The 11992-nt window shown below is 65.3% G+C and carries 10 protein-coding genes; all 10 read left to right on the forward strand.

Annotated features, from left to right (window positions below; all coding sequences use genetic code 11):
* Window position 1 precedes the first annotated feature (1 nt).
* The 10 genes from rpoC to H1Q64_RS08575 all read left to right on the forward strand — a co-directional run bounded on the left by rpoC (window position 2) and on the right by H1Q64_RS08575 (window position 11980).
* Complete coding sequence (gene rpoC, locus H1Q64_RS08530) at window positions 2–4171, forward strand: DNA-directed RNA polymerase subunit beta' (protein ID WP_237903164.1); 4170 nt, start codon at window positions 2–4, stop codon at window positions 4169–4171.
* A 111-nt stretch (window positions 4172–4282) separates the two neighbouring features.
* The gene (locus H1Q64_RS08535) at window positions 4283–4996 is read left to right on the forward strand and encodes a DJ-1/PfpI family protein (protein WP_237903165.1); all 714 of its coding nucleotides are present in this window, start codon (window positions 4283–4285) and stop codon (window positions 4994–4996) included.
* 320 nt (window positions 4997–5316) lie between these two features.
* The gene (gene rpsL / locus H1Q64_RS08540; RefSeq protein ID WP_012973201.1) at window positions 5317–5688 is read left to right on the forward strand and encodes a 30S ribosomal protein S12; all 372 of its coding nucleotides are present in this window, start codon (window positions 5317–5319) and stop codon (window positions 5686–5688) included.
* Between the two features lie 12 nt (window positions 5689–5700).
* The gene (gene rpsG, locus H1Q64_RS08545) at window positions 5701–6171 is read left to right on the forward strand and encodes a 30S ribosomal protein S7 (RefSeq protein ID WP_014241043.1); all 471 of its coding nucleotides are present in this window, start codon (window positions 5701–5703) and stop codon (window positions 6169–6171) included.
* A gap of 26 nt (window positions 6172–6197) precedes the next feature.
* The gene (fusA, locus tag H1Q64_RS08550; RefSeq protein WP_237903166.1) at window positions 6198–8276 is read left to right on the forward strand and encodes an elongation factor G; all 2079 of its coding nucleotides are present in this window, start codon (window positions 6198–6200) and stop codon (window positions 8274–8276) included.
* A gap of 37 nt (window positions 8277–8313) precedes the next feature.
* Window positions 8314–9504: an elongation factor Tu gene (tuf, locus tag H1Q64_RS08555; RefSeq protein WP_014241041.1), complete on the forward strand. Its 1191-nt coding sequence runs from the start codon at window positions 8314–8316 to the stop codon at window positions 9502–9504.
* 456 nt (window positions 9505–9960) lie between these two features.
* A complete protein-coding gene (gene rpsJ / locus H1Q64_RS08560; RefSeq protein WP_014241039.1) occupies window positions 9961–10269 on the forward strand; it encodes a 30S ribosomal protein S10 in 309 nt (102 codons plus the stop codon).
* 60 nt (window positions 10270–10329) lie between these two features.
* A complete protein-coding gene (gene rplC / locus H1Q64_RS08565) occupies window positions 10330–11040 on the forward strand; it encodes a 50S ribosomal protein L3 (protein WP_145626347.1) in 711 nt (236 codons plus the stop codon).
* A gap of 5 nt (window positions 11041–11045) precedes the next feature.
* On the forward strand, window positions 11046–11666 hold the full coding sequence (rplD, locus tag H1Q64_RS08570; RefSeq protein ID WP_200476048.1) for a 50S ribosomal protein L4: 621 nt from the start codon (window positions 11046–11048) through the stop codon (window positions 11664–11666).
* Window positions 11663–11980, forward strand: coding sequence for a 50S ribosomal protein L23 (locus H1Q64_RS08575; RefSeq protein WP_035675048.1), 318 nt, complete (start codon window positions 11663–11665; stop codon window positions 11978–11980). The genes rplD and H1Q64_RS08575 overlap by 4 nt, the downstream gene beginning before the upstream one ends.
* Window positions 11981–11992: the final 12 nt, after the last annotated feature.

Raw genomic sequence — 11992 nt, forward strand, 5'->3', positions numbered from 1 at the left:
CATGAACGAGTTGATGAACATTTTCGGCCAGGTCCAGGGTCCCCAGAGCTTCGATCAGATCCGCATTCAGATCGCGAGCCCCGAGCGCATCCGGTCCTGGTCGTTCGGCGAGATCAAGAAGCCGGAAACCATCAACTATCGCACTTTCAAGCCTGAGCGCGACGGCCTGTTCTGCGCCCGCATCTTCGGCCCGATCAAGGACTACGAGTGCTTGTGCGGCAAGTACAAGCGCATGAAGTACCGCGGCATCATCTGCGAGAAGTGCGGCGTCGAGGTGACGCTGTCGAAGGTCCGGCGCGAACGCATGGGCCACATCGAACTGGCCTCTCCGGTCGCCCACATCTGGTTCCTGAAGTCCCTGCCGAGCCGCATCGGTCTGCTGCTCGACATGACGCTGAAGGATCTGGAGCGCATCCTCTACTTCGAGAACTACGTCGTCATCGAGCCGGGGCTGACCCCGCTGAAGCTCCACCAGCTTCTCAGCGAGGAGGAGTTCGTCTCCGCCCAGGACGAGTACGGCGAGGACGCCTTCACCGCCTCCATCGGTGCCGAAGCGCTGCGCATCATGCTGTCGGCGCTCGACATGGAGGAGGAGAAGAAGACCTGCCGCGAGGAGCTGCGGGACACCTCGTCCGAGGCCAAGCGCAAGAAGCTCGTGAAGCGCCTGAAGCTGATCGACGCTTTCCTGTCGTCGCAGTCGCGTCCGGAATGGATGATCCTGGAAGTCATTCCGGTGATCCCGCCGGAGCTGCGCCCGCTCGTCCCGCTGGACGGCGGCCGCTTCGCGACGTCCGACCTGAACGACCTGTACCGCCGCGTCATCAACCGCAACAACCGCCTGAAGCGGCTGATCGAGCTGAAGGCGCCGGACATCATCGTCCGCAACGAGAAGCGCATGCTGCAGGAGGCCGTCGACGCGCTGTTCGACAACGGCCGCCGCGGGCGCGTCATCACCGGCGCCAACAAGCGTCCGCTGAAGTCGCTGTCCGACATGCTGAAGGGCAAGCAGGGCCGCTTCCGTCAGAACCTCCTCGGCAAGCGCGTCGACTACTCGGGCCGTTCGGTCATCGTGGTCGGTCCGGAGCTGAAGCTGCACCAGTGCGGCCTGCCGAAGAAGATGGCGCTGGAGCTGTTCAAGCCCTTCATCTACGCGAAGCTTGAGCTGTACGGCCTCGCCTCGACCATCAAGGCCGCCAAGCGGATGGTGGAGAAGGAGCGTCCCGAGGTGTGGGACATCCTCGAGGAGGTCATCCGCGAGCATCCGGTGATGCTGAACCGCGCCCCGACGCTGCACCGCCTGGGCATCCAGGCCTTCGAGCCGACGTTGATCGAAGGCAAGGCGATCCAGCTTCACCCGCTGGTCTGCACCGCCTTCAACGCCGACTTCGACGGCGACCAGATGGCCGTGCACGTTCCACTGAGCCTCGAGGCCCAGCTGGAAGCGCGCGTCCTGATGATGTCGACCAACAACATCCTGTCGCCCGCGAACGGCAAGCCGATCATCGTGCCGTCGCAGGACATCGTGCTGGGTCTCTACTACATCACGATGGACCGGCCGGGCGAGAAGGGCGAGGGCATGACCTTCGCCAACGTCGGCGAGATCGAGCAGGCGCTGGACGCCAAGGTCGTGACGCTGCACGCCAAGGTGAAGGCGCGCTACAAGGGCGTGGACGAGAACGGCGACGAGAAGATCTCCATCGTGGAGACGACTCCGGGCCGCATGCTGCTGTCCGAGATCCTGCCGCGCAACCCGGCGGTGCCCTTCTCGCTGATCAACCGCCTGCTGACCAAGAAGGACGTCGGCAACGTCATCGACGCCGTCTACCGCCATTGCGGTCAGAAGGAGACGGTGATCTTCGCCGACCGCCTGATGAAGCTCGGCTTCGGCCACGCCTGCCGCGCCGGCATCTCCTTCGGCAAGGATGACATGGTCATCCCCGAGGCGAAGAAGAAGCTCGTCAACGACAGCAAGGAGCGGGTGAAGGAGTTCGAGCAGCAGTATCTCGACGGTCTGATCACCCAGGGCGAGAAGTACAACAAGGTTGTCGACGTCTGGTCGGAGTGCACCGAGAAGGTGGCGACGGAGATGATGAAGGTCATCTCCGACACCGCCCCGGGCAAGCCGGTGAACTCGGTCTACATGATGGCCCATTCCGGTGCGCGTGGCTCCGCCGCCCAGATCCGCCAGCTGGCGGGCATGCGCGGCCTGATGGCCAAGCCGTCGGGCGAGATCATCGAGACGCCGATCATCTCGAACTTCAAGGAAGGCCTGACCGTGCTGGAGTACTTCAACTCCACCCACGGCGCCCGCAAGGGTCTGGCCGACACCGCCTTGAAGACGGCGAACTCCGGTTACCTGACCCGTCGTCTCGTCGATGTGGCCCAGGACGCCATCATCGTCGAGACGGATTGCGGCACCGACAAGGGCATCACCGTCAAGGCGGTGATCGATGGCGGCGAGGTCATCTCCCCGCTGGGCGACCGCATCCTCGGCCGCACGGTGGTGGGCGACCTGATCGACCCGCTGAACGGCGAGCTGATCGTGCCGAACGCCGGCCTGATCGACGAGCCCACGGTGGACCGCATCGAGCGCTCGGGCATCGACAGCGTCATGATCCGTTCGGTCCTGACCTGCGAGACCAAGGACGGCGTCTGCGCCAAGTGCTACGGCCGTGATCTGGCCCGCGGCACGCTGGTCAACGTCGGCGAGGCCGTCGGCGTCATCGCCGCCCAGTCGATCGGCGAGCCGGGCACGCAGCTCACCATGCGCACGTTCCACATCGGTGGCGCGGCTCAGCGCGGCGCGGAGCAGAGCCAGGTGGAGGCGGCGTTCGATGCCACGGTGCGGATCCACAACCGCAACGTCGTCATCAACTCCTCCAACATCCCGGTGGTCATGGGCCGCAGCACCGAGGTGATCCTGCTTGACGAGCAGGGCCGCGAGCGGGCGCGTCACCGCGTTCCGTACGGAGCGAAGCTGCTCGCCGACGAGGGCGTGAAGGTCGAGCGCGGCCAGAAGCTGGCCGAGTGGGACCCCTACACCCTGCCGATCATCACCGAGCGCGAGGGTACCGCCCACTACGTCGACCTCGTGGAAGGCATCTCCATGCGCGAGGTGATGGACGAGGCGACCGGCATCTCGTCGAAGGTCGTGGTGGACTGGCGTCAGCAGCCGCGCGGTGCGGATCTGAAGCCGCGCATCACGTTGCGCGACGAGCGGGGCGAGATCATCACGCTCGCCAACGGTCTGGAGGCTCGCTACTTCATGTCGGTGGACGCCATCCTCTCGGTCGAGAACGGCGCCCACGTCCGGGCCGGCGACGTACTGGCGCGTATCCCGCGCGAGTCGTCCAAGACCCGCGACATCACGGGCGGTCTGCCGCGCGTGGCCGAGCTGTTCGAGGCGCGCCGTCCGAAGGACTTCGCGATCATCTCGGACCTCGACGGCCGCGTGGAGTTCGGCAAGGACTACAAGACCAAGCGCCGCATCGTCGTCCGCAACGACGAGACGGGGGACGAGCGCGAATATCTGATCCCGAAGGGCAAGCACATCTCCGTGCAGGAGGGTGACTATGTCCAGCGCGGCGACCTGCTGATGGACGGCAACCCGGTGCCGCACGACATCCTGTCGGTGATGGGCGTGGAGGCTTTGGCCAACTACCTCATCAACGAGATCCAGGACGTCTATCGACTGCAGGGCGTGAAGATCAACGACAAGCACATCGAGGTGATCGTCCGCCAGATGCTGCAGAAGGTCGAGATCACCGACGCCGGCGAGACCACCTTCCTGGTGGGCGAGCAGGTCGACCGTCAGGAGTTCGACGAGGAAAACGAGAAGACCGTCGCCGAGGGGCTGAAGCCGGCCGCCGGCCACCCGGTTCTGCAGGGCATCACCAAGGCGTCGCTGCAGACCCGGTCCTTCATCTCCGCCGCGTCGTTCCAGGAAACCACCCGCGTCCTCACCGAGGCGGCGGTGTCGGGCAAGACCGACAACCTGGAAGGCCTGAAGGAGAACGTCATCGTCGGCCGCCTGATCCCGGCGGGTACGGGCTCCGTCGTCAACCGTCTGAAGCAGATCGCCGCCGAGCGGGATCGCGCCTTGGCGCTGGGCGAGGATGGCGAAGGCGAGGCTCCGGCCCTGCCGCATCCGGGCGAGAGCACCGCGGCCTGACGCTTCGGCGCATAGGGTAGGGCAGGGGGCGCGTTCCGCAGGGGACGCGCCCCTTTCTCGTTTGTCCAGGTGAGATTAGGATCGTCCACTTCACGCATCGGAGCGTCTGTGATGACCGACAAAGCGCCCAGCTTCGGCCTCATGCTGTTTCCCGACGTCACGCAGCTCGATCTCACCGGCCCCTACGAGGTGCTGGCCCGTGTGCCTAGTGCCGAGGTCCATCTGCTGTGGAAGACGCTCGATCCGGTGCGCTCGGACACCGGCCTGACAATCCTTCCCACCACCACCCTCGCCGAGGCACCGCCGCTCGACCTCCTCCTCGTGCCCGGCGGCAGCGGAATCAACGCGCTGCTGACCGACGAGGAGGTTTTGAGCTTCCTGGAGGAGCGGGGGTCCAGCACTCGGTATATCTCCGGGATCTGCACCGGCTCCCTGGTTCTCGGCGCCGCCGGGTTGCTGGAGGGGAAGCGGGCCGGCACGCATTGGGCCTCCCGTGACTTCCTCGCTGCCTTCGGCGCCACGCCGGTCGCTGAGCGCGTGGTGGCGGACGGCACCCTATACACCGGCGGCGGCGTGACCGCTGGAATAGACGTGGCGCTGCGGATCGTTGCCGACCTGTTCGGCGAGCAGGCCGCGAAACTCGTCCAGCTCTCCATCGAATACGACCCCCAGCCGCCCTTCAACGCCGGTGTGCCGGACGGGGCGGGGGAGGTGGTGACGGCCGATCTCCTCACGCGGATGCGCCCGATGCTTGAGGCGCGGGCCGCCGCGGTGGCGGCAGGTGCCGACGCGTTGCGACGCCGCCGGTCCGCTCGCGCCAGCTGACGCAAAAACGTCGTCGAAGCGCACGAAGAACGGTCATCTGCGCGCTTGACGGGTTCCCGGCAGACCCATATAGTCCGCGAACTTCAAAAGGAGCCTCGGGAAGGTCTTTCGTCCATTCCGTCCGGCATCCGGCTGAACCCAAGCGACATAGCTGAACGACAGGGTCCTTGCGGACCGATCCGACGGCGTTCGACCATTGGGCCCGCTCGAAGCCCCTCAGGCTTCGCAGGCGGGCTTTTGTATCGTCCGGTTAACGCTGGGCGTTTTTCCAATCGGTCCGGCTCCGCCGGCCGATCGACCTGAAGGGATGAAGGGCAGATATGCCGACGATCAACCAGTTGATCCGTAAGCCGCGCGAGCCCTTGGCCGCGCGCAATAAGGTTCCCGCGATGGAGGCGTGCCCGCAGAAGCGTGGCGTCTGCACCCGCGTCTACACGACCACGCCGAAGAAGCCGAACTCGGCTCTGCGTAAGGTCGCCCGCGTTCGCCTGACGAACGGCTTCGAAGTGACCTCCTACATCCCCGGTGAAGGCCATAACCTCCAGGAACACTCGGTGGTTATGATCCGCGGCGGCCGTGTGAAGGATCTTCCCGGCGTTCGCTACCACATCATCCGCGGCACGCTCGATACCCAGGGCGTGAAGGACCGTAAGCAGCGTCGTTCGAAGTACGGCGCGAAGCGTCCGAAGTAAGGAGTATTCACGATGTCCCGTCGTCGTCGCGCCGAGAAGCGTGAGGTCCTGCCGGACGCCAAGTATGGCGACCGCGTCCTGACCAAGTTCATGAACTGCCTGATGCTGGACGGCAAGAAGTCCGCTGCCGAGCGCATCGTCTACGGCGCGCTCAGCCGCATCGAGGCCAAGACCAAGAACGAGCCGGTTCAGGTCTTCCACGACGCCCTGCTGAACGTGAAGCCGCACCTCGAAGTGCGCTCGCGTCGCGTCGGTGGCGCCACCTATCAGGTTCCGGTCGAGGTCCGCACGGACCGCGCCCAGGCCCTGGCCATCCGCTGGCTCATCGGCGCCGCCCGCGCCCGCTCGGAAAACACCATGACCGAGCGTCTGTCGGGTGAGCTGCTGGATGCCGCCAACCAGCGTGGCACTGCCGTGAAGAAGCGCGAAGACACCCATCGTATGGCGGAAGCCAACAAGGCCTTCTCGCACTACCGCTGGTAAGGCACCCACCGGCCCAGGTGCTTGTCATGCCCCGTTCCCATCCCCTGAACCGTTACCGCAACATCGGCATCATGGCTCACATCGATGCCGGTAAGACCACGACCACCGAACGCATTTTGTACTACACTGGAAAGTCGTACAAAATCGGTGAGGTGCACGAGGGCACCGCGGTGATGGATTGGATGGAGCAGGAACAGGAACGGGGCATCACCATCACCTCCGCGGCCACGACCTGCTTCTGGCGCGATCACCGCATCAACATCATCGACACGCCGGGGCACGTCGACTTCACCATTGAAGTCGAACGCAGCCTGCGCGTGCTCGACGGTGCGGTTGCGGTGTTCGACTCCGTTGCGGGGGTGGAGCCTCAGTCTGAGACCGTGTGGCGGCAGGCCGACAAGTACGGCGTGCCCCGCATGTGTTTCGTCAACAAGCTGGATCGCACCGGCGCGGACTTCTTCCGCTGCGTCGCCATGATGAAGGAACGGCTGGGCGCTTTCCCGCTCGTTCTCCAGCTTCCGATCGGGTCCGAGGCCAGCTTTGTCGGCGTCGCCGATCTGGTCGCCATGCGCGCCATCGTCTGGAAAGAAGAGACGCTGGGCGCCGAATTCTATTACACCGACATTCCGGACGCCCTGAGGGACGAAGCAGCGCGCCACCGCCAGGCGCTGCTCGACGCCGTCCTGGAACTCGACGACGCGGCCATGGAGGCCTATCTCGAGTCCGGGCAGGAACCCTCCGCGGACACGCTCAAGGCCTGCATCCGCAAGGGCACCATCGGCCTGCGCTTCGTGCCGGTCCTCTGCGGCTCGGCCTTCAAGAACAAGGGCATCCAGCCGATGCTGGACGCCGTGGTGGACTATCTGCCGGCCCCCGTGGACGTCGGGGCGGTCAAAGGGCACCGTGTCGGCAGCCCCGAGACGGACGAGCGCGCACCGGACGACACCGCTCCCTTCTCCGCGCTCGCCTTCAAGATCATGAACGATCCCTTCGTCGGATCACTGACCTTCGTGCGCGTCTATTCCGGCACCGTCGCCTCCGGCACCGCCGTGCTGAACCCCGGCAAGGACGAGAAGGAGCGCATCGGCCGCATGCTGCTGATGCACGCCAACAGCCGGGAGGAGATCGACGAGGCCTACGCCGGCGACATCGTCGCCTTCACCGCGCTGAAGAGCACGACGACCGGCGACACGCTGTGCGATCCCGCCAAGCCCATCGTCCTGGAACGGATGGAGTTTCCGGAACCGGTCATCGAGGTGGCCGTCGAGCCGAAGTCCAAGGCCGACCAGGAAAAGATGAGCATGGCGCTGTCCCGCCTCGCCCAGGAGGATCCGTCCTTCCGCGTGGCCGTCGACCATGAGAGCGGTCAGACGATCATCAAGGGCATGGGCGAACTGCATCTGGAAATCATCGTCGACCGCATGAAGCGCGAGTTCAAGGTGGACGCGAACGTCGGCGCGCCGCAGGTGGCGTACCGCGAGACCATCACCAAGACCGCCGAGATCGATTACACCCACAAGAAGCAGACCGGGGGCACCGGCCAGTTCGCCCGCGTCAAGCTGGTCTTCGAGCCGCAGCCCGCCGGCAGCGGCTTCGTCTTCCAGAACAAGGTCGTCGGCGGCGCCGTGCCCAAGGAGTTCATTCCGGGCGTGCAGAAGGGGCTGGACGCCTCGCTGCATGCCGGGGTGGTGGCCGGCTTCCCGGTGATAGACCTCAAGGTCGCGCTGGTCGACGGCGCCTTCCACGATGTCGACTCCTCGGTGCTCGCCTTCGAGATCGCGACCCGCGCGGCCTTCCGCGAGGGCATGCAGAAGGCCGGCCCGATGCTTCTGGAGCCGATCATGAGAGTTGAGGTGGTGACGCCCGAAGACTACATGGGCGACATCATCGGGGACCTGAACAGCCGCCGTGGACAGATCACCGCCATGGACCAGCGGGGCAACGCCCGCTCGATCCTGGCGATGGTTCCGCTGGCGTCGATGTTCGGTTATGTGAACACCCTGCGCTCGATGAGCCAGGGGCGCGCGCAGTACACGATGCAGTTCGACCACCACGAGCCGGTGCCGCAGACCATTGCGGAGACCATCCGCGCCAGGATGGCCTGAAACCGCTGGAACGACAAAGAGACGGAGAGCACACACCATGGCGAAGGCAAAGTTCGAGCGGAACAAGCCGCACTGCAACATCGGCACGATCGGCCACGTCGACCACGGCAAGACGTCGCTGACGGCGGCGATCACGAAGGTGCTGGCCGAGAGCGGCGGCGCGACCTTCACCGCCTACGACCAGATCGACAAGGCGCCGGAAGAGAAGGCCCGTGGCATCACGATCTCGACCGCCCACGTCGAGTACGAGACGACCAACCGCCACTACGCCCACGTCGATTGCCCGGGCCACGCCGACTACGTGAAGAACATGATCACGGGCGCCGCGCAGATGGACGGCGCGATCCTGGTCGTGTCGGCCGCCGACGGCCCGATGCCGCAGACCCGCGAGCACATCCTGCTGGCGCGCCAGGTCGGCGTGCCGGCGCTGGTGGTGTTCATGAACAAGGTCGACATGGTCGACGATCCGGAGCTGCTCGAGCTGGTCGAGATGGAGGTGCGCGAGCTGCTGTCCTCCTACCAGTTCCCGGGCGACGACATTCCGATCGTCAAGGGCTCGGCGCTGTGCGCGCTGGAGGACCGTTCGCCGGAGATCGGCCGTGACGCGATCCTCAAGCTGATGGCCGAGGTCGACCAGTACATCCCGCAGCCGGAGCGTCCGAAGGACCGTCCGTTCCTGATGCCGATCGAGGACGTGTTCTCGATCTCGGGCCGCGGCACGGTGGTGACCGGCCGCGTCGAGCGCGGCATCGTCAAGGTCGGCGAGGAAGTCGAGATCGTCGGTCTGAAGACCACGGTCAAGACGACGGTGACCGGCGTGGAGATGTTCCGCAAGCTGCTCGACTCGGGTGAGGCTGGCGACAACATCGGCGCGCTGCTGCGCGGCACGAAGCGTGAGGACGTCGAGCGCGGCCAGGTTCTAGCCAAGCCGGGCAGCATCACGCCGCACACCACCTTCAAGGCCGAGGCCTACATCCTGACGAAGGAAGAGGGTGGCCGTCACACGCCGTTCTTCACCAACTACCGTCCGCAGTTCTACTTCCGCACGACCGACGTGACGGGCATGGTGAAGCTGCCGGAAGGCACCGAGATGGTGATGCCGGGCGACAACATCTCCATGGAAGTCGAGCTGATCGCTCCGATTGCCATGGACGAGGGCTTGCGCTTCGCCATCCGCGAGGGTGGTCGTACGGTCGGCGCCGGCGTCGTCGCCTCGATCATCAAGTAAGATCGCGTTTTGTGAAGGGGGGCCGGCCTGCGGGTCGGCCCCCTTTTGCATGGCCGATCCGCGAAAATGCGGCGTGACGCGCCGAACCGGGCCGATCCCGTCACCCTCCTGTCACAAGAGGGAAAATGTGGGTTGACACCGAGGCCCCTAGGGCATACACGTTACGCCCTCTGGAATTTGGGTTGGTAGTAGGCACGTCCGGCCTAGACGCAGCCCGATCACGAACGGCACCGCAAGCTCCACTTGCACCGGTTGCTGCCAGGAACATCCATCCGCATTGCGATGCGGGGGATGTTCTTTTTCGTATCGGCCGTCAGATCGGACAGACGAACCGCCGCCCACCGCTTCGGTGAGCCGGCGCAGGTTCGCCTGCCGCCGCGGGTCCCCGGGGGACAGATTTTGGGGTGCCGGTGGCGCAGTCGCGTCATCGAAACGAGGTGCAAGGGACGTTTGGACATGGACAGCCAGAACATCCGCATCCGCTTGAAGGCGTTCGATCATCGCGTGCTCGACCAGTCGACCAGCGAGATCGTCAACACCGCCAAGCGGACCGGTGCTCGGGTGCGGGGCCCGATCCCGCTGCCGACGCAGATCGAGAAGTTTACGGTGAACCGCTCGCCGCACGTCGACAAGAAGTCGCGCGAGCAGTTCGAAATCCGCACCCACAAGCGTCTGCTCGACATCGTCGATCCGACGCCGCAGACGGTGGACGCGCTGATGAAGCTCGACCTCGCTGCCGGTGTGGACGTCGAGATCAAGCTCTAATTCGTTGCTGTTGAGGGACCTCTCCCTCTGAGGATGTCCCTGGTCAGGAGATAAAGAACAATGCGATCCGGTTTGATCGCGCAGAAAGTCGGCATGACCCGCGTCTTCACGGACGACGGGCAGCACGTGCCGGTGACTGTGCTGAAAGTCGACAGCTGCCAGGTCGTCGCCGTCCGCACCGAGGACAAGGATGGCTACACCGCCGTCCAGCTCGGCGCAGGCGCCATCAAGGTGAAGAACGTCACGAAGCCGCAGCGCGGGCATTTCGCCAAGGCGCGCGTCGAGCCCAAGCGCAAGCTGGTCGAGTTCCGCGTCGATGCCGACGCGCTGATCGAGGTCGGCGCCGAGCTCTCGGCTGCGCATTTCCTCCCGGGCCAGTTCGTCGACGTCACCGGCACTTCCATCGGCAAGGGCTTTGCCGGTGCGATGAAGCGCTGGAACTTCGGTGGTCTGCGCGCGACGCACGGCGTGTCGGTGTCGCACCGCTCGCACGGTTCGACGGGTAACCGCCAGGACCCCGGCAAGGTCTTCAAGAACAAGAAGATGGCCGGTCATCTCGGCGACGAGAAGGTCACGGTTCTGAACCTGAAGGTCGTGTCGGTCGATGAGGACCGCGGTCTGATCTTCCTCAAGGGTGCCGTTCCCGGCGCCGAGGGGGCTTGGCTCCGCATCCGCGACGCGGTGAAGAAGAAGGCTCCGGAAGGTCTGCCGTTCCCCGCCGGGATCAAGGCTGCGCCGGCCGCTGAAGCCGCCGCCGAGCCGCAGGAGTGATGGCCATGAAGGCGACCATTAAGAACCTGAACAACGAGACCGTCGGCGAGATCGAGCTGGCTGACGAGATCTTCGGCCTTCCGTCCCGCACGGACATCCTGGCCCGTATGGTCAACTGGCAGCTGGCCAAGCGCCGCGCCGGTACGCACAAGACCAAGACGGTCAGCGAGATCTCCGGCACCGGCAAGAAGCCGTACCGCCAGAAGGGCACCGGCCGCGCCCGTCAGGGCTCCATGCGCTCCGCCCAGTTCCGTGGCGGCGCGACCATCTTCGGCCCGGTCGTCCGCTCGCACGAGCACGACCTGACCAAGAAGGTCCGCAAGCTGGCCCTGAAGACCGCGCTGTCCACCAAGGCCGCGGAAGGCAAGCTCCTGGTCCTCGACGCCGCTTCGGCCGAGAGCCACAAGACCAAGGAGCTGGCTGTCCGTCTCGCTTCGCTCGGCCTGACCTCGGCCCTGATCATCGATGGCGCCAACCTGAACGAGAACTTCGCTCGGGCCTCGCGCAACATCCCGCTGATCGACGTGCTGCCGGAGCAGGGCGCCAACGTCTACGACATTCTTCGCCGCGATACGCTGGTCCTGACCCGCAACGCGGTCGAGCAGCTGGAGGCTCGCCTGAAATGAGCAAGCAGTCGAAACCTGCGGTGAGCCAGGAGCGGATGTACGACCTCATCCTGGCTCCGGTGATCACCGAGAAGTCGACGATGGCGTCGGAGCACAATCAGGTGACGTTCCGCGTGCCGCTGTCGGCGACCAAGCCGGAGATCAAGTCGGCTGTCGAGGGGCTGTTCAACGTGAAGGTGACGGCGGTCAACACCCTGGTTACCAAGGGCAAGACCAAGCGCTTCCGCGGGACCATCGGCCGTCGCTCGGACTTCAAGAAGGCCGTCGTGACCCTCGCCGAGGGGAACAAGATCGACGTGACCACGGGCATCTGAGCGGGAGTGTGA

The organism is Azospirillum brasilense, assembly GCF_022023855.1.
Lineage (GTDB): Bacteria > Pseudomonadota > Alphaproteobacteria > Azospirillales > Azospirillaceae > Azospirillum > Azospirillum brasilense_F.

What these genes read in the sequence shown, in the direction of transcription:
- rpoC (WP_237903164.1), top strand. Translation starts at nt 2, where the DNA reads ATGAACGAGTTGATGAACATTTTCGGCCAGGTCCAGGGTCCCCAGAGC.
- H1Q64_RS08535 (WP_237903165.1), top strand. Translation starts at nt 4,283, where the DNA reads ATGACCGACAAAGCGCCCAGCTTCGGCCTCATGCTGTTTCCCGACGTC.
- rpsL (WP_012973201.1), top strand. Translation starts at nt 5,317, where the DNA reads ATGCCGACGATCAACCAGTTGATCCGTAAGCCGCGCGAGCCCTTGGCC.
- rpsG (WP_014241043.1), top strand. Translation starts at nt 5,701, where the DNA reads ATGTCCCGTCGTCGTCGCGCCGAGAAGCGTGAGGTCCTGCCGGACGCC.
- fusA (WP_237903166.1), top strand. Translation starts at nt 6,198, where the DNA reads ATGCCCCGTTCCCATCCCCTGAACCGTTACCGCAACATCGGCATCATG.
- tuf (WP_014241041.1), top strand. Translation starts at nt 8,314, where the DNA reads ATGGCGAAGGCAAAGTTCGAGCGGAACAAGCCGCACTGCAACATCGGC.
- rpsJ (WP_014241039.1), top strand. Translation starts at nt 9,961, where the DNA reads ATGGACAGCCAGAACATCCGCATCCGCTTGAAGGCGTTCGATCATCGC.
- rplC (WP_145626347.1), top strand. Translation starts at nt 10,330, where the DNA reads ATGCGATCCGGTTTGATCGCGCAGAAAGTCGGCATGACCCGCGTCTTC.
- rplD (WP_200476048.1), top strand. Translation starts at nt 11,046, where the DNA reads ATGAAGGCGACCATTAAGAACCTGAACAACGAGACCGTCGGCGAGATC.
- H1Q64_RS08575 (WP_035675048.1), top strand. Translation starts at nt 11,663, where the DNA reads ATGAGCAAGCAGTCGAAACCTGCGGTGAGCCAGGAGCGGATGTACGAC.